This window comes from Ureaplasma miroungigenitalium (assembly GCF_025780085.1).
Classification (GTDB): Bacteria; Bacillota_I; Bacilli_A; order Mycoplasmatales; family Mycoplasmoidaceae; genus Ureaplasma; species Ureaplasma miroungigenitalium.
On record NZ_JAOXHL010000001.1, the window covers coordinates 67,893 to 93,887 of the forward strand.

A 25,995-nucleotide genomic window follows, 5' to 3' on the forward strand; every position below is an offset into this window, starting at 1 on the left:
AATTATGCTGCAGGAGTTAAACGTAGTTTTGAATTGATATCAATATTTGTTCATTCTGCTAAGTCTTCATCCATACTACTTTGGATTAAAATACCTTCAAGTAAGAATTCAAAGTTTTCGTTTGGATTTTCAACGTTGAAAGTCACAGAGAAACTGTCTGTAGCACTGTTGATAATCGCACCTTCAGAATCAAATGTTTTCGCGAAATTACCATCAGCATTTAAATATTTACCTGAAAAAACAAATTTGATTGGGAAAGTAATGTCATCTAATTCATAATCATCATTAGCAAAAGCTTTTAAAATCATTTCTTTACTAATGTTTGGATTAGTAAATGTAATTGTAACGCTTGTTTTATCTTCGTTAAATTTATAAGTGGCTTGTTTATATGAACTACCAAGCAATGTTTCCGGTGTAACATCCCCTGAAATTGGGTTAACTGGTTTTTCTGGGTTAGATGTTCCACTAGAACCACCAGTTCCTTCACCAAAATCAATACCATCATATTCTTGAACATCTTTAGAAGTATTTAATGTTGTAAAGATTGTACCGATTGGTGCTTTGAATTGTACACCTTCAATTTCATGTTGCATTTGCGGATCACTATAGAATCTAACAGCTTTTAATTTGTAAAACATATTGGCTGTAATATATTTTGTATCAACAGCATCATATGATCGTTTACCTCTGAATTCTAGATATAAACGACCAGCAAAATCGACTTCGTTAGGTTCTGATTTAATTAATGCTTTGTCGGTTTTGTGACCACTTAAATCATATTCTTCGACTTCAAAAACAACAAATGTGCCTGGTTTAACTTTAGTTAATTTTTTACCATTAGAATCTAAAAAGTGTAATCAGATATTAAAACTATGGGTTTTACCTGTTTGTTGTAAATCTTCATTAGATGTATTTCCACTATAAAGTGGTAATATCGTTAAAATAGTATATTTAGTACCGTAGTGACCATCTAAATTGTTAGTAAAAATATCACCCATTTTGTTTAATGGTAAGGCTGGTAGACGTTCATAATCAAATCATTGATAATCTGATTTAGTATACTCTAATTCATATTGTGTTTTTGCTTGTTTATCTTTTAGTGATACTGGTGAATAAAATGGTGTTCCATTAATTGTATCGATTTTAGCTAATGTAGGTTTACTTGATGATTCATCCCCTCAACCAGATTCTACTTGAATCATTTTAATGTAGTATCGTTCAGGTGCTGAGTTGAATGCTAAACCTCCATTTCGTGTTGTAAAAACAACTTTTAAGAAACCATCATCATAACTAGCACGTTCTGCATAAACATCATCTTCATTTTCACGAGGTGATCCAATTAAATTAGCGTTTGGTGTAGCTACTACTTTAAAAGATTTGTTTTTTAATATCATCGGATTATCTACACGTAATTTTAATTCGTATTGATTGTCTCCTAAAGATAAAACATGGCTATTTTGTTCATCTAAATAAACATTTGTGTCAGTGTTATTTGAATCAGTTGAATTAATTGAAAGACTAAATGGTTTCATGCCGTTTGTTAGAATTGTTTCAAAAGGATTTGAACCAACTTCATTATATAATTCTACTTTTACTAAACTATATTTCTTTGACTTATCAATAGGCGTTTTAAATTTAGCCATCAGCGTTGAACGTTCAATTTCTTTGGCTTCACTACCTATTAATTCGCCCACTAATTCATTTGCTTCATTAACTTCTTGAATGAAAACCCTAGCCATAGCACCGCTTCGACGTGTAATGCTTAAATGTAAACCATATTCATCTTCTTCACTATAGTTTTTTCCTAGGTAAACTAATCCATGTTTAGCATCTGTATAACTAATCGTTGTTTGAGCTAAGAATTTGTTTTCTAATTTTGCATTAGCATCACCTTTAAATGAAGTTAATTTTAATTCAGCAGATGATGCTTGAGGGTTAGGATTTGGATTCTCATTTCCATTCCCATTTGCAAAAACCGTAGAAGGAATGTCAAAAGTAAAGACTGTAGATGTTTGATTATTTTTAGTTAGTTTATAAGAAACAACCAACTTATCTGCTTCTTTGCTAGCTGAAACGAAGATAACTGTTGCTCCTTTATCAGTTGAAGTTAATGTATAAACTTCGTTCGTTGTTTTAGCATCAGCAAACGAAACTTTACTTGCATCAACATAATTAATTGTTACTGTCTTTTTTAAGGCTTCAAAATCTACTGTACCATGTTCGTCATGGTCATGATCATGATCATCGTGGCCATGGTCGTGATCGTGATGATTCTCATGAGCAGCGTGGTCGTGTAAAAAGTGTTCAATGTCTAATTCTTTTGTAAAAATTTCTGATGATTCATTATTTTTAGTTAATTTATAATCAATTGTAATTCTATCAGTTGTTTTCTTAGCACTAATAAATTCTACTGTTACACCAACTAAAGTATTTTTACAAATAAACAAATCCTTAGTTAGAGTTGTTGGCACGTCTTCAAACTTGGTTTCGTGATTATTTTTATAACTAATTATTGTGTTTCGGTTTAAAACTTTTCAGTCAATTTTTGTATCATCTGAATTTTCTTTTTTACAACTAGCTGCAACAGCTGTTACAGCGGTAATCATAGCTAGTGATCCAACGCTAGCTAATAAAAAGCGTTTATTTATTTTTTTCATATTTACTCCGTTTTTTTGATTTTCTATATAAATTTTAGAAATCAATATATTCCATTTTATTTAAAGTAGTTCATGGAACTTAAATAGTTCATTTAAGTATTAATGTTATTTCTTATTAACCTTCGAATCAAGGATTTCTACTACTAAATAATCGATAGGTTCTCCGCCATAAAAATCATTAATATTGTTAATATGTAGTTCTGAATACTTAGCAATTAGCTTTGTACCCGATTCACTACCTCGTTTTGCATCCATATATTTGGCTAAACTAAATTTCTTTAATAAATCTTTTTTGAAACTTTTTAGTTTAGGCAAGGTCGTTAATCTTTCATAAAGGGTGATTGAACGCAAACCGTGTTGTTGATCTTTATCATCTAAAGCTTGTGTTGTTGAAATTCGCATTCAATAACCATCTTTATTTAAAAGATAATATTCAACTTCAGTGACACGCACATCAATTTTTTCTTTCGTGTCTGGATCAATAATCGTTTCTTTTGTTGAAGCTAAATCATTAGTGTTAACAACTTTAACTAATTCAACAAACTGGTTATTTTTAGCACGATAGAACTTTTCATTTAGTGTATTATCGCTAATTAAATCTGATAAACTTTGCTTAATTAAAATTGTGGGGTCATCACTTTTTTCAGGGTTTAGTACATAAACAAAGTTTGAGATGTTAAATAAGAATCACAATCAGTTATTTGTAAAAGGTCCATAAGTCGCTAAATATCTCTGACGTTTAGCCATGTATGGCGTGAATTCATTAAAAGGGTTAAACCCCTTAGAATCATTTTCATTATTTAATGGGTTAGCATAAGCATAAGCATCACGTAACTCAGTTAAATAACCATTATCAATCGCTTTTTGTTGACTAATAAATTTTTGACGATCATCTGGGTTTGGGAAAATATCTTTTAGCATTAGACTAATTGGTGTATTTTTTAAAAATAATGATCATTCATAGGATTGGGTTTCATTTTGAATTTCAAATTTCTTTAAATTTAAATTTGAACTAACACTTGTGCCTTTATCATTTTTACAACTACTAATAACAGTTGCACATGCTCCTAGAGCACTGATTCCAGCAATGCTTGCTAGCGATCAAGCTAATCATTTTTTATTTTTTAATAAACTTTGGTTTTTTTTCATTGCCATAGTCTGCTTAATCCTTTCAAACCATTACCATCTTAGCTGGTAATCCGTATTGCTTAACAAGCTTCTTTTCAAAAATGTCGTAGTGACGTTGGTCACCATGAATGTATGATAAGTGGAAATTGTTTGTTAATGTAGAAATAGAGATACTTAATTTTGATGATTTAAATGTTAAGGTGTAGGGGTATAATTTAATTCCCATATTATTGTTGATTTTATTTTTTGTATAAATATTAAATCAGAATAATGAATTGTTTTTCTTTAACATTAATTCACGACTTAACGCATCTGAGTTATGTGCTTTAGACACGTCAGTTTCTTTTAATTCTTCATAAATATGGTCCCCAAATCTAAATGGTTTATATGGTGCTGATAACGATAGGTTAGTTAAATACTCTTCACTATGGTGAGCACCTGTATCTAAATTAGTCGGTAATTTAAATCAATCTACAAATAAGAACTCAAAGTGTTCTAAGTGCGTAAAGACAAAATATCAGTTTTTAGATAACAATTTAGAATAAGCATCGGCACGCGAATCAAAGATGGTTTTATCTTCAGGGTTAGCTGGTTGATCAAATTTCTTGTGATATTCTTTTGCATAAGCTTTTAATTCTGCAATTAAATTAGCTTGGTATTCTGGGTCGTTTTGTTCTTTGACGTAGTCGTTAATTAAGACTGAATCATAATCGTATATTTCGTTTAACAAACTCTTGATGATTTCTTTTGAAATTCTTTGTTCAACTGATTCATTCTTAGATACAACATCTAAATCATGGTTGTTGTATTTACTCAAAAATTCGGGAATTTTTGTTTCTTTTTTAGTAATTACTTGTTTATCTTTTGGTTCAATAGTATCTAAGAAAATATCTGCTTTAACTGATCGTAAAGTATAAATTTTAAATGGTGTTGTTTGCTGTAATTCTTGTGCTACTTGGTAGTTATAAGTTAGCATCCGCGGTTTTAGATTGAAATGATAGTTAGATTGTTCAAATTCTTTACGTAAATTGTCACGTTCATTCTTTTTAATTTTAGCAATTTGATCAGGATCTGTTGTGTATCCATATTCATCAATTTCATCATAAATCCCTTGTAATTCATCATTGAACTCTTGATCATATAAAGCTTTTGTTTTTTGTTCAAAAGTGTTTGCAAAATTAACTAGTTCGTCGTGTTGAATTTCGTGATCAAAAACAAATAAATCCCAATCTAAACGACCATAGAATAATTCTTGGTCATCTTTTAATTTTGTTAAACGCATAATTTTATTATGATCATATACCATGTAATAAACTGATTTTTCTTGATAAAAATCATCTGGTGTATGTTCTCATTTATATTCATAAATTTCGTTATACGTTGTGTCATTAATACTAATAACATTGTTATTTTCGTTTCAAATTTCAAAAATACCTGTTACTTCATCACCAACATGGTAATTTTGGAACAATTCAGAATCCCCTAAATTAGTATCATGTGTTAAATCGAATTTCAAAAATTCTTCATGTTTAGTATTTTTGATTTGGAAAATTAAATCGTTAATTGTGAAAGCTTGAAAATGCATCGCAGACAAGTATTTGTTTAAATATTTTTTTTGATTTTTAGCATCTATCGTGTATAAACTAACTACTTCATAACGTTTGTTTTTATCAAGTTGGGTGTTTGTTAGATCTAAAGATAGGAAATTTTGCTCTTGATGCATAGCTTGCGTAATAATATGGTTTTGTTGATCTTTGAAATCAATATAAATCGGTTGATTAATTTTTTCATTGGCAATGTCAACATAAAGATTTAAATGGTCATTTTCATACATATAAACTTTGTTAATTAACCGTTGGTCATTATTCAAATTATAAACACGTTTTACCATATCGATTTTATCGATTGTTTGATCAACTCCAATAAAATTGTAAAAGTGCCCTTTAGGTAATTGGTTTGTATCAAATAAAGCGATTTGGCGGTTATCAATTTGCTGAATTGTTGTTTTTATTTGTGTTTTATTTTGTACAAACAACTCTTCTTCACCTTTGAATCAACGATAACCATCGTGTCCATAAGGGTTGAATAAGAATTCAAACTTATTAATATTTAGAAGGGTTCATAATCAATCGGTAGTCATACTACTAAACAATTGATCACGAGAACGAATACGCGTTCGTTTGTAACGTTTATTAAAGTTTAAATCACCTTTTTGCGCATCATCATAACCTTTTGTTCGGTGCGGATTAAAGAAAGAAAGGGCTAACTTTAAATCCTGAATGTGGGCTGTACTAATTTGCTTTTGTGAAAAGGCATATTGAGCAGCCTGACTTGTATCTTGATTAAAAAATGAATCAATTAAATTTTCATATTCAGGTGATAGCAAGGAATGAGCTTTTTGTAGTTTTGTTTGATATTGCTCTTCCGATTTTTGTTTAACTCCTAAGCAAACAGCTAGGGATACAATACTAGAAACAGCAGCGATAGAACCTAAAACTAAAGGAATAATTAGTTTTTTATTCTTGATTTTCACAATGATCACTTCCCTTTTTTTCTTTTTCAACTTTAATCACTGATTCATAGTAGATTTTTTCTAACTCGTCATATTTAGGACCAGTATAAATTAATTTACCACGGTGAATTAAAGTTAATGAATTAGCGAATGATTCCATTTCTCTTAGAATGTGTGAACATAAGAAGACAGTTTTGTGATTGTCATTTAATTCTTTTAAAATCATGAAGACTTCATGACGTGATGAAGGGTCTAAGTTGGCTGTTGGTTCATCCAGAATGATTAATTCCGGATCGTGAATTAAGGCTTGAATTAACAACACTTTTTTCTTTTGACCGGATGAGAAAGAAACAGGTTTTTTGTTTTCTAAATGACTAATTTCGAATTTATTTAAGTAGTAACGAATTTTTTCCTTAGCATCTTTTTTCTTTACTCCTGATAAAATCGCTAGTGAATATAGGTATTCAAAAGTTGTCACTTCTTCAGGAAATAAAGCGATTTCGGGAACATAACCCAATTTAGCACGAGAAATTGGTAAACGGTGGTCAAAACCATCAATTAAGATTTCACCTGAATAATGTGTATACGCATTGATAATGGTTTTGATAGTTGTCGTTTTTCCAGAACCATTTTCCCCAATAAAAGCGTGCATTTCACCTTTTTTAACTACGAAGTTTAAATTAGAAACACCACGGTCAGAATTTTTATATATTTTAGTTAAATTTTTAACTACTAAAATATCATTAGGATCATGTGGTGTTGTCTTTTGAATTGACTTATCAGTCATTTCACTTGAACAAGCAGAATCTTTAGCTAAACATGTTGCTGGCGAATCATTCGGATTGTTTAAAGTAGATAAATTATCGTTCATTTTTAGCATGCTCCTTGTTTTGTATTAGGTAAGTTTTTAAATTTTAAAATCATGAATTATTTATAATCCCTTCTTACATATCCAAAGTATGTTCCCAAGATCAATAATGTTGCTAGCGAAATTCAAATAACACTATAAGCCGGTTTCACAACTACCTTACTTATTCGTTGAATAGAATAAACTTCATCAACGTTTTGGAATAAAAAGTTATTTGATTTTGAAAGTTCATAACGGTGAACAATTGTTCTCAATCCAGAAGGTAATTCTTTACTGTGTTGAGTTAATAAATAAGACTCATAACCACCGATATAGTAGATATATCCATCAATATTAACTTGGATTTGAGACGGTGTATATTCAAGGCTTGGTGTATCATTTTTTAAAATGTAATCTAAAACATCAGAATCTGATTTATTAAAGTAAATTCAGTAAATTAATGAAGTGATTAAGTAAACCTTCTTTTGCATTTGGTTTTCTAAATCGGCTAAATAATCATTATTCAATAAAGGGGAAATTGATTCATCGTCTTGTAAGTTTAAGAATGATACACTTTCGTGTTCTTCATGGTTTTTATCAATTCATAAGTTGAATAATTCAACTACATTATTGATATAAGTGTTTCTATTATCTTTATTTAATTTAGCTAATTCATCTTTTAAGTTTGTTGTAGATTCGTTTGCTGGTAAAGTATTAACAATTTGGTTGATATGGTCAGTTAATTCATCGATTGTTACTTGGTTATTTAAGCATTCTGCTAAGTAAATTAAAGTATCATTTAATGCTGGATTAGCGAAACTGTATTTATTGTGTAACAACGCTAATAAAATACGCATTTGTTGAATGTAGATTTCTTTTTCAGTTGTTTCATTAATCTTAATTTTGCTCATTAATTTTTGCAATTCATTAACACGTACTAAGTTATAAATTTCATTTTCTAAAATGAATTCTACATTTTCTTTCACAGCATCTAACTCAGAAGTATCTTTAATAGCTTTTGCGAAGTTTTTGTTAGCTTGAATTAAATTACTTAATTTGTTTGGATCTTTATTAGTGTTTGATTCAGCATTATTTTTAGCTGTTTCTAATGTTTTTTGTGCAGCAACTATTTCAGGATTTTTGCTGTATTCTTGAATATTTTCTTGGTATTGGTCAAGGTATTGATTTGCTTTTTTAATTTGATCAAAAATAGTTACTTTAGCTGCTTTATTGGCCTTATCTAAATAAGTTCCTAAAGCGTTAAACGTTTGGTCTTTATCATTATCATAACGTGTAATATAACTAATTAAAGTCATGATTTCTTGTTTGATTTCTAACGCGTTAGCTGTCGCTTTTTTTTGTGTTGGAAGATCTTTTAAATATTGGTTATAGAATGCTTCGGCTTTGGCATTAAACACTTTAGAATCTAATGTATTTTTAACAACACTTCATGAGATTTTTCCGACTAAATTTGCTGGATCAGCAAAAATATTATTATCTTCTTTAAATTCCACATTAATATTGTCAGCATTCATTCTTGCATAAATAATTTCACGATCTTTTAAAGAACCACTGTTATTTTCTGAAACCACTGAATAGTGTCTTAATAAACCAGGTACTAAATAGTTTTCATGAATGTTTTTAGCAATCATTGAGTCATCACTTACCTTATATGTTTGTAAATGATTTTTGGTTGGCATAATTTTGTATTGATACTCTTGTGATGCCAAAGGATTAGAATATAAATATTTTTTAAGATTATTTGGTTGTAAACTAACGTTTAAACCGATGGGATCATGATCTTGAATGCTGAACACATCCATGAATTGGTATGGTACAGATAATCATGAGATTGCTTGTCATGGTTTTGGTGCTTTTTGTGCAGCATCATTAACACTGTTCAAAAAACCTTTTTGACGTTCAGAGAATTCTGTGTCTTTTTCATTTTCTAATTTAGGAATAATAAAGACTTCGTCCTTGTTATTGTTTAAATAAAAAGTTTCGACATTCCCTAATGTTCCACTATGGTAGTTGGCCTTTTGTAAATTTAAATATTCGGCCATTTTGTTATTTGTTGGTGTTGAAACAATTGAAGCAATTGAACCAATCACTGCAAGGGGAATAAAAGTAATAATTGGGGCAATAATAGCCACTTTTGAAGAAGCTTTTAAAGCGATTACACTAGTCATGAATCCGAAAATTAAAAAACTAAAGAAAACGCTAAAGAAGCCAGAAACATATCAGTAGTTAACTTCTTTTTGATATGTAAAATTACTTAGATAGAACACGATAAAGCAAATGAATGTTGCCACACTTCAAATTGTTCCTAAGAATACTAGGAAACCAATTTTTGTTAAAATAATGTTCTTTCTTGAAATAGATTTAGAAAAAACTAAGATGTCAATCCCGTTTCTTGATAAATCTTTAAAAAGGTTTAATGCTTTAATGACACTAAAAATCACTGTTAGTAATAAGTTAATGAAAATATAAACGTATGAAATAATCAAAAACTGGTTTAAATCTGTAGCGACAAAGCGCGCAATTAAAGTAAATGGAATCATAATTAAAAAAAGTATTAATACAAAACATCATGTACTAACCTTCTTAAAAATTAAATGTCCTAAAAATGACGAATAGGAGTAACTTTTTTTAAATGCTTCAGAAACTCCTGCATGGTTTGTTTTCAAGGTATATAACCCTCCTATAAAATATTTTTGCAATTCCATAGTATCTTAAACGTTTATGTTGGCTTGTATAGTGCTTTGGGACCCTTAAAAATAAAAAAAGGTTAAAAAAACGAAAAAAAATAACACATTTTGGGTTAATTACAAAAAGGCGAAAAAAAGACTGGAACAAAAAATATTCACGTTTCTTTTACAAAACAATTTTTTTATTTATATAGCCTTTCTCTCCTTTATTCTAGTCGATATGTGGATGAAAAAAATATTTATAAAAAAGTTGGAGGAGTATGTTTGCTTATGCTATATTATACTTTTAGAGATTTTATAGGATAGGAAATAAATGAAGCGTAGAAAAATTATTATCGGCGCAATTTCTTCATTGATGCTAGTTTCAGCTGTAGCATCAATTGGTTTTGCGTGTGCGAACGAAACAAGAGATATTAAATTAATTAATCAATTCAATAATTTATTAAATGAAATTAAAAAAGATGAACTAGCAAGTATGTTGTATCAAAAAGCTCAAACAGCGTATGACCAACTATACAAAAACCAAACTAATGTTCATCTTTTTAATTCCCAATTAAAGGAATTAATTAAGGAAACACAAGCTGAATATCAACTGTTAAAGCAAAAAACGCAAGGTTCTGAAACTGTTGATACCAATCAAAATGATTTAGTTAATCATAAAGATGATCAAGACCCAACAGCAGGCACTACAGATAATGAAAACACTGATGACCAAACAAACCCATCAGAGCCTAACACCCCAGATAATTCAGAACATCAAGTTCAAATGAATGCTATTCAGCAAGTTATTCTTGAACAAAAAAACGAAGTTGAATTAATCAATTCATATAGTGCTCGTACTTATGATCGTGTTTTATTAAGTTTAAATGATGAGCTAAATGCTTTTATTCATGAACAAAACGCCTTAATGAGTGGGGCAAACTATGATTTAGCACAAGCCCAAACAATAAAAGAAAATTTTGATAAGCTTGCTCATGCTCAATCAGCGTATTTAGAAACTTATAAAAAACTGTTAAGTCTAGCAGATGTTAAACAAGAGTCAGCAGTTTTTGTTGAGATAGAAACAACAATCAGTAATTTGGAACCAGTTTTTAAAAACACTAAAGAGTTAATCAAACAAACTTTCAGTGAAATTAAAGCTCATAATGAGACTATTGAGTCTTCAGATGTCTTCTCATTAATCTTGCTAGGTAACATTAATGGACAAATTAATGAAGAAACATATGACGATTGAAGCGATCAAAAAATCTATTTAAAGAAACCTGGATTCCTACGTTTATTAAATGAAGTCAATAAAGTTAAAGCATCCAAAGGTTATACGAATACAGCCGTACTTTTAAATGGTATTAATTTGACAGGTGAAACTCACTTAGCAGGAGATAATTTAAGTGATTTAACACAAGGTAAATATGCTGCATTAGCTTTATCATTTTTAAAACCACAAGCCAGTACTATTAATGATCGTGACTTATTATGATCTTATGATTTAGTTTCTAATAATAATGAAATTAGTAATTTTAAGGAGTACACGAAGGCTATGTTTGCTAATCCACAAGAAGCTAACTTTTTAAGTGCTAATTTAGTTGACAAAAATAACCAACATTTAACCGATGGTAGTAAAATCATTACCTTTAAAAATCACAAAATCGGAATTGTTGGTTCTTCATCAATCAATCTAAATCGAACAAATAGTTATGATGCTATCCAAGATTTAAAGAGTGAAAGCTATTGAGAAATAGCACAGGCCATTGACAAAGAAATTGCTCAATTAAAAGCTAATGGTGCCGAATATATCATTTGAATGACATCTAGTGAAAATAAACGTTCTAAAGGTAAGTTAAGCGAAATTGATAAAATTGCAGCTAAGATTACAGAGCCAATTGATTTGGTTTATGGTTTAGAACACTCACGAAATGCTGATTTTATTAAAACAAAAAACCAAGAAAATATCCCTTACGTCTACACTAAATATAATGATGAAATGTTAGTCATTGATTTAGATTTCACAAATTTAGCACCAAACGAAAAACCGCGTGTTAATATCGATCCAAAAGCTTTCACAGACGTTTCTACTGCTGGCCATTACAATAAAACTAAAAAAATGCGTGAAGACTTTGTTTATGAAGATGATTTATTAAATCCCGAAAAAAATGCTGATTACCATTACTCACTAACTGATTTTGCTATCACAATGAAGAAATTCTTACGAACAGAATTAAAAGCCATTGAAAACGAAGTTGTTTTTGAAAATGCTGATGTAATTGATTTAGTGAAAAATCAAAAAGATGTCGCTGGATTAAATAGTTTTCTTGCCGACTTGATTCAAGACAATTATGTAAGTCATGAATTTAATTTTAAAGGTCCTCATCAATTCGAATTCACACCTAAATCATATGATGGTGTTTTCTTAAATAGCGGAACGATTTACAAAAATATTCTGCAACAAAAAACTTTAACAAAGGGCGATATTTATCAAATGGTTTATTTTAGTAACCATTTAGTTAGTTTAGAAATCAGTGTAGCCAACTTATTAGAAAAAATTAACTTGTACCAAGCTGAAAATGACGCTTTTTCATGATCAAACAAAATTCGTGTAGTTTTTGATGATCAACACCAAGCTATTAATCTACTTGTTCGAAATGAAAACGGGGAATACGTTCCTAAAAATCCTGATGATGTGTTAACTATTTTAGTGCCTGATATTTTATACACAGGTTTTATTTTCCCAACAGAAAAAAGAGATAGTTTAGCTTTTATGAAAGCTAGTGTTAAGTATTCTAAAAATGATGATGATAAAGCACCTATCCGTGAAATTATTATTCGTTTATTAAAAAACGCTAAACCAATTAGCCGATTATATGATCACGCTATTTTTAACACACTACAAACTCGTGCTGTTTCAAACAATTTTAATGATAAAGAGTTTTATTTACAAAAAGTTAAAGCACTCTTAGACACTGAAAGTGCTAATATACAAACGTGTTCTACTCCTGATCAAAAAACACAAATACAAGCAGTATTTAATGAATTACAATCAATCGAACCGAATACGTCATTATCAGATGTAGAATTAAAAAATAAACTAATCGATTGTCTATGAACAATTAAACAAATTAAACAACAACAAACTAGCGACAATAATACTCCTAAACTAAGAGTCGGTCATTGAAACATCTTACACCAAGATGGACTAAAAACACCCAAAAATATTGCTATTGCCCAAATGATTCGGCAAATGGATTACGATGTTGTTGCATTAACAGAAATTATGCCAATAAAAGCTGATGAAGAGGAAAACAACCTCCCAGTAGACAGCATTATTAAACACCTAAATAGCTTTGATCCAAACGTGCAATATGCTTATGTGCTTTCAAATAATCTAGAAGGTTCACAAAACGCTGCTTTAGCTACTAAACAACATACTTCAACAGAACGTATTGCTGTAATTTATAAAACAAATAAAGTACAACCTAAAGCCTTTGCAAATAACCAAATCGGTCATATTTATTCAAACCCAATGCATCCTGGTTTCTTTAGTGAAAACCAATCTATTGACTTTTCACGACCTCCTTATAGCGTTAAATTTAGTACTATCGGCGAAATTGTCAATGACTTTACGTTAGTAGTTGCTCACTTTGATTCACCGGGTGCTAAACAAAGCCAAAACGAAGTCGTAGTTACTAAGGAATTATTAGAAGCTAAGGGGTATGATACAACTAAATTTATTCCTGATCGTTGAGGTACAGGATCACGTGAAGCAGACAATGCGCGTGACATGCTTGATGTCATTAAAGAAGTTCAAACTATTGATAATAACTTAGACGATGATTTCATTTTTATGGGTGATACGAATATTAAATTTAATCAAGAATGATGAGCATTTAAGGATTTCATTGATTCTGGTTTCAATAATTTATTTGCTGATGATGAATTACATAAATCTACATTGTCAAACAAAAACATGACTTACGCCAACCCGTACGATAAGATTTTTGTTAAAACAAATTTAAAGACTACCAACCCATACATTTATCCAATTTGAAATATTTTTAACGATCAAATCCTACAACAAGATTGAGTGAACTTAGCTTATCAAACATATCCATACATTAGCTGAGGGTCATTTGAAAATTATGAATTAATTCGTAGTATGGTCTCTGACCACTCACCAACTGTTTTCGAATTAGAATTAAACCCAAATGATGAAAAATAAATAACAAAAAACACGCTGATATACCTGCGTGTTTTATTTTTGCAATTGATTATTAATGATAAAGGCGCAACCCTTCGCACTAATTTTACGTCCTTTTAAATTTTTAATAATATACTGGTTTTTTAACAAAAAGGGTTCAATTTTGGTTTCGATAGTTTGTGGATCGGTCATTAACATTTGACTCAGTGTTTTAAGACCCATTTCTTCTTCATGGGCAAATAAAACCTGTAAATAATGTACATCCTCTAAACTCAAACCATCATCAAACATTTGCATGTGTTTTAATATTTCTTCGACTGGTGTTTTGGGATATACTATTTGATAATCAATAACTCTTTTTAATAACCGATTAGCCAATCGCGGCACACCCTTTACATAATTAGCCATTAATCAGCAATCTTCAACTGTTAATGATGTTTTTAATTTCTGAGCATTTCGATAAAGAATCGCACTCATTTCATCTTTATTATATTCACTTAAATAATAGAGATGGCCAAACCGTTCTTCTAGTGGTTGTGGAATTTTTCCAAAGGCTGTGGTCGCAGCAATTAAAGTAAAAGTCGGAACTTTTAAACGAGTTGTTTTCATATTTAAATCCTTGCCTAAATGGACATCAATAGCAAAGTCTTCCATAATAGAATATAGCGTTTCTAAAACGATGCTTGGACATGAATGTATTTCATCTATGAAAACAATGTCTTTTTCGTTAATTAACGATAATAAATTAAGTATATCAGTTGTTTTAGTTAATAAATTCCCTTGTGTAAGGTGAATTTGCACTCCCAACTCGTTAGCAATAGCATGTGCTAAGCTGGTTTTACCAACCCCAGGATAACCATAAAACAAAATATGATCTAGAGGTTTGTTTTGCTGTATGGCAGCATAAATAGCTGTTTTTAAATCATTCATCAAAACATCTTTCCCAATAAAATCAGCTAACTTCTGTGGTCTTAAATCAATTTTAGTGTTCATTTAGTAAACTAATTTCGCGAATGGCCTGAGTCATTAATTCTTCTGTGTTAGCTTTTTGGATATCAAGTTTGCTTAAAGCATAATCTATGGCTTGCTTATCATATCCCAGACTCTTAAGTCCACTGATTAACTCTTTAGCCACCGATGTTTTTTTATTCGCCGATGTTTGTGAATCTAGTCGTGCTAAATATTTTTCAGCTAACAAATTGATAGCCAAGCTAGCTACTTTTTGATTAAATCCTTTAATCGAAATAAGTGTGTCTAAATCACGGGTAGCCAAAGCATTCATCACCATTTCGCAATCTTGCCGTAAAATCATTAGAGCACTTTTCACCCCAATGCCATTTACATTTAATAAATCAACAAACAAATTACGTTCATATAGATTTTTAAAACCATATAACTCTTGCCGTCAAATATTTTTATTATTGACTTGAATTAAATGCTGATAAATGTAAATACGTGCATACTTATTGATTTCTAAATTATAATCCTTGGGCGTTTTAATTAAATACCCAACGAATCCGTTTTCTCCTAATAAAAAACTACTATATGATTGGGTAATTTTCAATATTATATAATTCATTCTTTTCACCTCATCATACTAAACGAGATAAAAAAGATTTTTACTAAAAATTAAAACGGAAAAGTTTTCGTTGATGACGTTTAGCTTGGCGGTAATATTGCACCATATGCAATGGAAAGTAAATCAAAAAGACTCCTAATCCAATTAAAGTACCAGTGTAAGCACTAAAGAAACGTCATAAAAACACAATAATATCTATGTTTTTTTGTTCTAAATTACTCCGGTTTTCATATGCCTGTAATAATGTCTTTAAAATAAATTGAATTCCCCCTTCTGAACCGGGAATGGGGACGAAATTAGTAGCTGTGACCGCAACATTAGTAATGTTATACCAATTGAAAAAATGATAGGCGCTCGGGGCTGTTTTTGAACTGCATAAAAAGACAATGAAAATCAAAGCATAAAGACAAAAGTTATAGACAAACCCTACCAATAAACCCATAAATATTAATCAGGCTTCTTTGTAATAATAATGAACATATCAATAAAAATTAGTATTTAAGTTCAAGGGCTTTTGTTTTTGAATTTTTAAAAGGCGTTTAATAAATAAAACTATACGGTGAAAAGCAATATGGATTTTTTTACTAAATGCTAAAACAAAATATAAACCTGTGACCACTACATCCAATAATAATCCCGCTAAACTTAATCAATAATGATAGGGAAAATTAAAGTTACTATCTGTATGTTTATTTTGTAAATACTGGTGAGTAATGTAGAAGAATGACGGTCATGTGATCAGTACTTGAGCTACTTGCACAAACGTATTATTGACTAATCAAAAAGCACTAGCTTGTTTTAAGTTTTTGAAAATATATTTGTTAATAAAATAAATCACGTATGGTTCAGAACCAATGGAAAAGGGGGTAATATTTGATAAAAAAATAATAATAAACCCTAAACCCAAATAATGATAAAACGGTAATTTAACCTTGACTTTTTGTGCATGTCAACGAACGACCAATACAAAAATAATCGCTCGAAAAAAGCAAAACATCAATAACAAACAAATGTATCAACCAAAATAATCCTGTTGATTAGCCCACAACTCTAAAGTTTGGTGTAATGTTTTAAAATCAATTTTTAAAACAAAACTAATACTCACACCAACCATCACGCAAGCAAATAAAAAACTACAAGTAAAAAAAATAATGTTTTTTCGCGAAAAAACATTTTGTTTAGAGTTATTCATAATAATTAAAAGCGATTTGCATGCTGATAAAATGTTGGTCAGGCACGATCAACATAAATTGTTCTTTATCAGGACTAGCTTGTTTTAATAATTGTAGATGGTGATTGATTTGAGCAGCAGCTCCTAAATCAACTTGGCATGATAAAAAATAATGGCCGTTAACTTGTTGAACAGATACATTAGTTGGCTGACTACGCACTTCATAAGTTTGTTCGCCAGCTTTTTCTAAAGCCACTTTTCAAGTGGTTTTCATGATCATAGCTTCACTTAATTTATTATTATCTGGATTTAATAAAGCGTTGTTAACAACTAAAACATAACGTTCATTAATTTTTTGAATGCTAACATTTTTGGTATCAAATTGATATTTTTTATACGGACTGCAGGCTGTTAAAAAACCTACACAACCTACACCCACCAATCCTGCAGCACAACCAATAACTACACCAGTAATTTTTTTCAATCAACTTTTTCTTGTCTTGTTCATCTTTATAACCCCTTTGTATATGCATATTGGAAACGCGGACGTTTAAATTCAAAGGCGTTCTTTTTAGTTAAATAATAGCCCCCTAATAAAAAGATGCCGCTTAAGACTAAAGATGCAATCATAACTAAATTATAATTTAAATTATGATCGAAAAAATCATTATAAGTCTTCTGGTGATTGTTAAAACCAAATTTAACATAGTTAGAAATAAATCCTGCTAAAGTAATTCCGATTGATAAAATCGATTGATAAATTCCCATTGTCGTTATTTTTTTATTATCTAAATGAATCTTTAAAACAATGGAAATCAGACCATTATAAACAATCCCGTAAGCTAACCCATTAATAAAGTGGACACTCATAAAAGCGATCGGCGAAGTAATAAAGATGATCACTGAATGGTAAATAGCAAATAAGAATAGACCCATAAAAATGATTTTATGAATAGCAATTTTTTTCACTAAATAATGAAGTAAAAACATGCTGGCCACTAGTTGGAAAAAGTTATGAATTAAAGATAAATATGATTTGTAAAATAAGGCGTTCTCAGGACGGTGTTTGTCTAAAATCATAATGTGAATTGTGGCAATTGAACCACTGTTTGAGAATTTAATCATCAAAATCAACAATCCGCTTAAGGCGATTAATATAAAGCCTAAGAAATTTAATTTCTTTGACTTATAACGCATATTGTGTTGACGAATTAAACCCACACCACGCACTTCTTTAATAAAGAATCATAAAACAAAGGCAATCACAAAAAAGATTGTGGCAATAATTCAATAGACACGTACAGCATCAAAATTAATCACATGGTGAATCCGATCATTTGATCAAACAGAAATCAAAGATCGAATAGGTGTTGTAATAAAACTAGCTAATAATGGGGGGATTGATAATAATGAAACTGATAAAAATGTTCGATCCTTAACATATTGTTCCTTAAATAATAGCTGGTATGTTCCAATACAACTTGCAGCGATCCCAACACCCACACTCTGGATAATATTACCAATTGTGTCAACTTTAATTAAAATCGGGACAAAACTTGCAATGACAGCAATTAAAGCGAACATTAAAAAGGCTTTACGATAACGAACTAAATAATATAAATAATCAGCAAAGATGCGGATAAAAATACCCACAAAACCATATGCACACATGACAATCCACATTAAATGATATTCTTCTAAATGGACTTGCAAACGTGCATTTTGACTTCGTACCAACATAATTGGTGTTCATAAGACAAGATAATAAATAAAGGCAATAATAAACGAATTGTTGTTAATTTTGCGTTTAACCCGGCAAATAAAAACAATCGTGGCAACTAAGACGACAACTAAAACACTAATATTAACACTAAAACTTATAATATTTTGCTGATCACCAAAAAACATTACTTCTCACTCAATATCTTCACAAAAGCATCTTGAGGTACTGAAACATTTCCAATTGCTTTTAGACGTTTCTTCCCTTCCTTTTGTTGTTCTAATAATTTTTTCTTACGACTAATGTCCCCGCCATAACATTTTGCTAAGACATTTTTACGCATCGCTTTAATTGTTTCACGCGCTATAATTTTTGAACCAATTGAAGCTTGCACAGGGATTTCAAATTGATGGCGAGGAATAACGTCTTTTAGACGTTCACAAATTACTTTCCCTTTTTCATATGCGAAATCTTTATGACTAATAATACTTAAGGCATCTACTTTAAGGCCATTTAACATGATATCAACTTTAACTAGTTTGCTTGTTGTATAGCCAATTAATTCGTAATCCATGCTCGCATATCCACGCGTTACAGATTTTAATTGGTCAAAGAATGAATACATAATTTCAGCTAAAGGCATTTCATAAACACATTTTCGACGCGTATTGTCAATTACTTGTAAATCTAAATAAATCCCTCTATTAGCTTGACATAATTGCATAATCGAACCAACGTATTCGTTTGGACTAATAATATTTAAGCGAACAAATGGTTCTTGGATCATCTTGATGTTAGTTACTTCGGGCATTTTTGACGGCGAATCAATGTAAATTTCTTCGTCATTTGTTAAGGTAATTTTATAAATCACCGATGGTGCTGTAAGGATTAATTCAATGTTAAATTCCTGAGCAATTCGTTCACGGATAACATCCATGTGTAATAAACCTAAGAAACCACAACGAATTCCAAAACCTAAGGCTTTTGATGTTTCGTACTCATAAATTAAAGCCGCATCAGACAAACTGATTTTTTCCATTGCTTCTTTAAAATCATCATACTGAGCCGTGTCCACTGGGTATAAACCACAGAAAACCATCGGCGAAATTTTCTTATAACCTTGTAAAGGTTCACTAGCTGGTTTATCAACCGCTGTAATCGTATCCCCGACATGGATATCCTTCACTGTTTTAATAGAAGCGGCAACTCAGCCAACTTCCCCAGCTACTAATTGATCTTTATTAACAATTTTAGGTGTTCGCACACCAACTTCGGTTACGACATATTCTTTATTATTTGCCATCATGCGAATTTTATCGTGTACTTTTAAAACACCTTGCTTAATTCGTACTAAACAAACAACCCCTTTATAAGCATCATAATAAGAGTCAAAAATTAACGCCTGTAGTGGGTTTTCATCACGACTATCTAAAGGTGCTGGTACATGTTTAATAATAGCCTCTAAAACATCATCGATATTCAAGCCGGTTTTGGCTGAAATTAAAGGAATGTCCGTCGTATCTAAACCAATCACATCTTCAATTTCTTTTTTAACTCGATCAACATCAGCTGATGGCAAGTCGATTTTGTTAATAGTTGGAATGATTTCCAAATTATTTTCCAATGCTAAATATACATTACTTAATGTTTGTGCTTGAATTCCTTGCGAGGCGTCCACGACTAAAATCGCTCCTTCGCACGCAGCTAAAGAGCGAGATACTTCATATGTAAAGTCAACGTGACCTGGTGTATCGATTAAATGCAGAATGTATTCTTGTTGATCCTTGGCTTGATATTTGATTTGCACAGCATTCAATTTAATTGTAATGCCCCGTTCTTTCTCAATACTCATTGAATCCAGAATTTGGTCTTTCATTTCACGTTTGTCTAACGTGTTCGTAATTTCGATAATCCGATCAGAAAGTGTTGATTTACCATGATCAATATGTGCAATAATGCTAAAATTCCGAATATTTTTTTTGTTCATATAACCACTAGTCTAAATCTATATCTTTATATTTTATAACATTTATCGGTTAAAATATACATATCCATTAAAAATGGAGGTCTTTATGAATTTTTGAAAAGTACAAAAAGAGCCATTAAATCAAAAAGAATCAAAGTTACTTATGCGGGTTTTAGGAATTTCATTAATCCAAACATTGATCTTTACTGGTTTACTAACCGGTCTGGTTTTTTTGTTCCAGTATGGCCTTTTTAATTTTGATTATAATATTCTAGTAATCACATATTCTGCGATTGCTGGAGCTAATTTAATTAGTTTATTTATCATGTATTTAATTAACATGTTTACACGTAAATTTCAATATAGCATTGTTTATAATGTCTTTTATTCAATTTTTTTAACCTTGGGTTTTGGCTTTCTTTTATCCTTAATGATTGGTTATCTATATTACTATACGTTTTTAGTGCTTTTGGGTTCAAGTATATTAATTTATATTATCATGATGGTGGTTGGTTTCATCATATCAAGAAAAGGTTCAATCCTTCTATATCGTATTTCTACAGCCGCTATTATTGCAGGTTTAGTCTTATTAGGCATTAGCTTCATAGCTTATTTTATTGGCTTCCGGCAATACGCAAGCACCAAAGGACCACATATCATCGATTTATTGATAGCTATTGCTTTTTGTATCGGAATTGTTTTTGGCTTAATTGTTAATATCGGCCACGTTAAATTGACGTGTGCCCTTAATCCCGATAATCAACACCGTGGTTTTATGTTACATCTAAGCAACATATTGTATAGAGCATACATCCAAGTTGTTGTCTGAATTTTTATCATTTTTTCTAAAATTCGTATTTTTTTCGATTAATAAATATCTAAAAAGCCAATTCTGCTTGGCTTTTTTTCTTTAAAATTAAAAAATAAAAAAATAAATAGTTAGCACTCTACCTTAATAAGTGCTAAAATTTATATATTCTTATTGGAGGTTATTTTTTATGGAAATGAAACAAAAAAATGATATCACGCAATACACACGAAATATAAATGAGGAAATTAAGAACAATAAAATTGATCCCATTATTGGGCGAGATGACGAAATTCGCCGAACTATTGAAGTTTTAAGTCGAAAGACCAAATCAAACCCCGTTTTAATCGGTGAACCGGGTGTTGGTAAAACAGCCGTTGTCGAGGGTTTAGCATATAGAATTGTTCATAAAGATGTCCCTACGAATCTTTATGACAAGACCATTTTAGAATTAAATTTAACATCACTAATCGCAGGAGCTAGTTATCAAGGGGCCTTTGAAGAACGTTTACAAGCTATCATTAATGAAGTTAAAAAGGCTAATGGAAATATTATCTTATTTATCGATGAAATACACCAATTGGTCGGCTTAGGTAAAACACAAGGCGCTATGGACGCAGCTAACATCCTTAAACCAATGATGGCTCGGGGTGAAATTAAAGTGATCGGTGCTACAACCTATGATGAATATCGCCAATACATTCAAAAAGATGCCGCTTTAGAACGCCGGCTAACACCCATTAATATTAATGAACCAACAACCATCGAAGCTTTAACTATTATGCGTGGTTTAAAAGCGCGCTGAGAAGCCTTCCATGGAATCAAAATTCACGATAGCGCACTTGTTGCTGCTGTTAATTTATCACAACGCTATATCACAGATCGATTTTTACCTGATAAAGCAATTGACTTAATCGATGAAGCTGCAGCCAAAATTAAAACACAAATTAATTCATCACCTGTTGAATTAGATCAATTAACCCGTGAATTACAATATTTACAAACCGAAAAGGCTGCTTTAGAAAATGAAAAGGATGCCAAATCAAGTGCTCGTTTAGCAACTATTAACCAAGAAATACAAGAAAAACAAGAAGCACGAGACCATTTAGCTCAACAATACGAACAAGAAAAACGACAAATTAATGATTTAAAAAATCTTAAACAAAAAATTGATGAAACCAACCATGAAATAGAACGTTTGCAATTTGATGGTAAATACGAAAAAGCTAGTAAATTACTATATTATGATTTACCAGCACTGAAAAAGCAGTTAGAAAAACAAGAACAATTAATCGATAATAACGAAACTAATAAATTAATTGTTGATGCTTTAACTGATAAGGAAATTGCCGATGTCATTGCTATTGCTACCAAGATTCCAGTACAAAATCTGTTGAATGATGACAAGCAAAAAATCTTACATCTTGCCGATGAATTAAAAAAGGAAGTGATGGGACAAGACGAGGCTGTGCAAGCGGTAGCTGATGCTGTTATGCGAGCACGTGCTGGAATTGCAAACCCATTACAACCATTAGGTTCTTTCTTATTTTTAGGACCAACAGGTGTTGGGAAAACTGAATTAGCTAAGGCTTTATCAAAACACTTATTTGATACTGATAAGGCGTTGATTCAATTCAATATGTCAGAATATATGGAAAAACACACAGTCGCTAAATTAATTGGTGCTCCTGCTGGATATGTTGGTTATGAAGACGCTGGTTTATTAACAAAAACCGTGAAACGTCACCCTTATAGTGTTGTTTTATTTGACGAAATTGAAAAAGCGCACCCCGATGTTCTTAATACTTTATTACAAATTCTTGAAGAAGGTAGTATTAAGGATGGTCATAATAATGATATTAATTTCAAAAATACAATCATTATTATGACAAGTAATATCGGTAGTCAAGAAATCATCAATAACGAACCTAATAAAGCATTATTAAGTTTACAAAAAACATTAAAACCTGAGATTTTAAACCGAATTAATGACATCATTGTCTTTAACCCATTAAAACACAAAATCCTGGTTGATATTATTCATAAAATGTTGAACGATTTACAAGAACGTTTAATCGATAACGATTATCAAATTTCATTTAATAATATTAATTACGATGCAATATTAGATTCAGCATACAACCCTAACTATGGTGCACGTCCATTTAAACGTTGAATAGTTCATCACATGGAAAACCAAATTGCACGTTTAATTATGACTAATGCCATTGTTAAAAATCAAAAATATGAATTAACTTATGATTCACAAAATGATGAAGTAAAAATTATTTAATAATTTAATTAATAATTTAAGATACACCATTAAAAAAACTTGCTTTTTTTAAAACTTAATATTATAATTTAATGGTGTATTTACATGGTGGTTATGGTGAAGCTGGTTAACACGCCTGACTGTGACTCAGGTACTTCGCGGGTTCGAGTCCCGTTAATCACCCCATTAAAATTCAAAAAAACCTCTCAACTGAGAGGTTTTTTTCTCTAAATTTTCATTTTAGCAGAAAATAAAATAAAAAAATCTATTTTTTAGGCAGGTACCTGGTTACATCTCATTTTTGCTTTTTCTTATATAATTAAAATAATCCATTTATTACATAATTATTTATTTATGTATGTTATTTAAAAGGAGCTTCTTCTTGCACGATCAAGAAGAATGATAATTATTATGAAGAAAAAGACTAAAACAATATTATTCTCATCATTAGCTTTCGCAGCTACTTCTGCGATGGTGGTAACCGCAGTAACCGCAGTAACAGCATGTTCTAAAACAGATAAGAATGATGTAGCTGATGCTGTTGTACAATTCAACAACGTTAAGAAAACCTTAGAACAAAAATACCAGGCAGATTTTGGTAAAGAAATTTCAGACGTTATTAAAAATGCTGAAAAAGAAGTTGCTAAGTTAAAAGAAGAAAACAGCAAAAATGCCAGCACATTAATCAAAAACGTTACTACGAAATTAGAAAAAGACGTAACTGATATTATTAAAAAATGTTTTGATGATGCTAATAAAACAGTGTCTATCAACTTTAAAAATCAAAGTGAAATTTTATTTAAATCAGTGCCAACAGATTTAAAGGCTATTGATTTCGATTTAAAAATCAGTACTACAGGATATCAAGTTATTTTTGTTAAGGCTGTAAAAACTGATGACAAAATTATTGTGAGCTACGATGTTGTCAAAAACAAGGACAAACAATCATTTAATAAAGAAATTTTAGCTAAAGATTTCAAAACAGAAAATTCTGGTGAATTAGAAAAAGTTAATGAACTGATTAAAGTGTCATTCAAAAATGCTAGTGAATATTACCTAGAAGATATAACTGCAGACCAATTAGCTAATAAAAACAATTTCGAATGCACTGCATTACCAACAGATGTTAGCTTTGCTTTTATCAAAGCTGAAAAAGCTGCTGATAATTCGAAAATTACTGTCACTTATAAATTAAGCAAAAAAGAACAATCAAAAGATTTTACTTACAACATTTTATCAAGTAAATTTAAACAAAAAGTTAATCCTGCTAACCCGATTAATTTAGATGAAGCCAATAAAAAAGTTAAAGTAGCATTCAAAGATTCTAGTTCAATGCTTTTAAAAAATGTGACTGATGCACAACTAGCTGATAAGAATAATTTTGTATTCTCAGATGTACCCGCTGATATTACAGCTACATTTGTCAATGCTAAAAAAGCAGCTGATAATTCGAAGATTGTTGTAAATTATAAATTAAGCCAAAAAGAACAATCTAAAGAATTTACTGCCGAAATTTCAACTGATAGTTTTAAACCAGTCCCAGTCCCTATTGATCCAATTAACTTCAATGAAATTAATCAAAAGGTTAAGGTGACTTTCAAAAATTCTAGTTCAATGTTTTTAAAAGATGTGACTGATGCGCAACTAGCTGATAAAAATAATTTTGAATTTACTGGCACACCTTCTGATATCACAGCTACATTTATTAAAGCTGAAAAAGCTGCTGATAATTCAAAAATTACTGTAACTTATAAATTAAGTAGTGAAAATGAAGAAAAACAAGTAACTAAGGATATCCCAGCGGAATCTAACTTCAAAAAAGAAGAAGAAACCCCAGTTGTAACAAAATATTCATTAGAGCATTTAGGTGTTAGTTCAGCAGATACTATCACAATTGAAGCTGGTCAAAAAGAAAGCTTAGAAGTTAAAAACTTTGCTTTCTACATGAAAAAGGATAATGCTACAAATGCTAATTTCACTAAAATCATTGAACAACAAATTCTTAAAGATAGAAAAACTATTTTAAAACCAAGTACACCAACTAAAATCACAGCTTTACAATCAATTAAACTTATTTATACAAAAAATGGTGGAGAACAATTAACTTCATCTACCATCATTCGAGGGGGAACAATGAGTAAACCCGATCCATTAAAATTCAGTAATGATCACTTGCAAAGCTATACATTCGCTCTTGAAAACACTAAAGCAAGTGATACTATCGAAATCATTGGAATGGAAGTTACTTTATTTATAAACGGTCAAGAACTTAAAACAAAAGAAAACAAACCATACGTTCTTCAAGTATTATTTGATCAACCTATTTCAAATAAAAAAGCCTAATATTTATGAAAAACAAAAATAAGCTTAAAAAGCTTATTTTTTTCATCCCTTAATCTTCCTGTTTAACTCCCTAATAGACATTGGTATTAATA

General features: G+C 30.5%; 15 protein-coding genes and 1 tRNA gene. 5 read left to right on the forward strand and 11 right to left on the reverse strand.

What is annotated here, in order from left to right; genetic code table 4:
• Positions 1-2 precede the first annotated feature (2 nt).
• From OF376_RS00260 to OF376_RS00280, 5 genes are all read right to left on the reverse strand, one after another.
• Positions 3-2,657, reverse strand: a complete 2,655-nt coding sequence (locus OF376_RS00260) for a Vmc-like lipoprotein signal peptide domain-containing protein (protein ID WP_263821554.1) — start codon at positions 2,655-2,657, stop codon at positions 3-5.
• Positions 2,658-2,762: 105 nt separating this feature from the next.
• On the reverse strand, positions 2,763-3,812 hold the full coding sequence (locus OF376_RS00265) for an aromatic motif membrane protein (protein WP_263821555.1): 1,050 nt from the start codon (positions 3,810-3,812) through the stop codon (positions 2,763-2,765).
• Between the two features lie 7 nt (positions 3,813-3,819).
• Positions 3,820-6,318 carry an aromatic motif membrane protein gene (locus tag OF376_RS00270; RefSeq protein WP_263821556.1) on the reverse strand — a complete coding sequence of 833 codons (2,499 nt, stop codon included), beginning with the start codon at positions 6,316-6,318 and terminating at the stop codon, positions 3,820-3,822.
• Positions 6,302-7,084 (reverse strand): ABC transporter ATP-binding protein, encoded by a 783-nt coding sequence (locus OF376_RS00275; RefSeq protein WP_263821828.1) that lies wholly within the window; start codon positions 7,082-7,084, stop codon positions 6,302-6,304. Before OF376_RS00275 ends, OF376_RS00270 begins: the two co-directional genes overlap by 17 nt.
• A 140-nt stretch (positions 7,085-7,224) precedes the next feature.
• Positions 7,225-9,831: an ABC transporter permease gene (locus OF376_RS00280; RefSeq protein WP_263821557.1), complete on the reverse strand. Its 2,607-nt coding sequence runs from the start codon at positions 9,829-9,831 to the stop codon at positions 7,225-7,227.
• Between the two features lie 334 nt (positions 9,832-10,165).
• Here OF376_RS00280 and OF376_RS00285 point away from each other — a divergent pair, with 334 nt between their 5' ends.
• Positions 10,166-14,065 carry an MnuA family membrane nuclease gene (locus tag OF376_RS00285; protein WP_263821558.1) on the forward strand — a complete coding sequence of 1,300 codons (3,900 nt, stop codon included), beginning with the start codon at positions 10,166-10,168 and terminating at the stop codon, positions 14,063-14,065.
• Between the two features lie 33 nt (positions 14,066-14,098).
• On the opposite strand, the gene ruvB is transcribed toward OF376_RS00285, so the two are convergent.
• From ruvB to lepA, 6 genes are all read right to left on the reverse strand, one after another.
• Complete coding sequence (gene ruvB, locus OF376_RS00290; RefSeq protein ID WP_263821559.1) at positions 14,099-15,037, reverse strand: Holliday junction branch migration DNA helicase RuvB; 939 nt, start codon at positions 15,035-15,037, stop codon at positions 14,099-14,101.
• Positions 15,027-15,623, reverse strand: coding sequence for a Holliday junction branch migration protein RuvA (gene ruvA, locus OF376_RS00295; RefSeq protein WP_263821560.1), 597 nt, complete (start codon positions 15,621-15,623; stop codon positions 15,027-15,029). The genes ruvB and ruvA overlap by 11 nt, the downstream gene beginning before the upstream one ends.
• A 43-nt stretch (positions 15,624-15,666) precedes the next feature.
• Entirely contained in the window at positions 15,667-16,728 is a 1,062-nt protein-coding gene (locus OF376_RS00300; protein WP_263821561.1) for a lysylphosphatidylglycerol synthase transmembrane domain-containing protein, read from the reverse strand.
• A 79-nt stretch (positions 16,729-16,807) separates the two neighbouring features.
• A complete protein-coding gene (locus OF376_RS00305; protein ID WP_263821562.1) occupies positions 16,808-17,302 on the reverse strand; it encodes a hypothetical protein in 495 nt (164 codons plus the stop codon).
• Between the two features lie 2 nt (positions 17,303-17,304).
• Positions 17,305-18,702 (reverse strand): MFS transporter, encoded by a 1,398-nt coding sequence (locus OF376_RS00310; protein WP_263821563.1) that lies wholly within the window; start codon positions 18,700-18,702, stop codon positions 17,305-17,307.
• Positions 18,702-20,501, reverse strand: coding sequence for a translation elongation factor 4 (gene lepA / locus OF376_RS00315; RefSeq protein ID WP_263821564.1), 1,800 nt, complete (start codon positions 20,499-20,501; stop codon positions 18,702-18,704). Before lepA ends, OF376_RS00310 begins: the two co-directional genes overlap by 1 nt.
• 85 nt (positions 20,502-20,586) lie before the next feature.
• Between lepA and OF376_RS00320 the strand changes: the two genes are divergently transcribed.
• From OF376_RS00320 to OF376_RS00335, 4 genes are all read left to right on the forward strand, one after another.
• Positions 20,587-21,351: a hypothetical protein gene (locus OF376_RS00320; RefSeq protein ID WP_263821565.1), complete on the forward strand. Its 765-nt coding sequence runs from the start codon at positions 20,587-20,589 to the stop codon at positions 21,349-21,351.
• Positions 21,352-21,478: 127 nt separating this feature from the next.
• A complete protein-coding gene (locus tag OF376_RS00325; protein ID WP_263821566.1) occupies positions 21,479-23,581 on the forward strand; it encodes an ATP-dependent Clp protease ATP-binding subunit in 2,103 nt (700 codons plus the stop codon).
• Positions 23,582-23,668: 87 nt separating this feature from the next.
• Positions 23,669-23,746: transfer RNA gene (locus OF376_RS00330), tRNA-His, on the forward strand.
• Between the two features lie 225 nt (positions 23,747-23,971).
• The gene (locus tag OF376_RS00335) at positions 23,972-25,903 is read left to right on the forward strand and encodes a hypothetical protein (protein ID WP_263821567.1); all 1,932 of its coding nucleotides are present in this window, start codon (positions 23,972-23,974) and stop codon (positions 25,901-25,903) included.
• Positions 25,904-25,995: the final 92 nt, after the last annotated feature.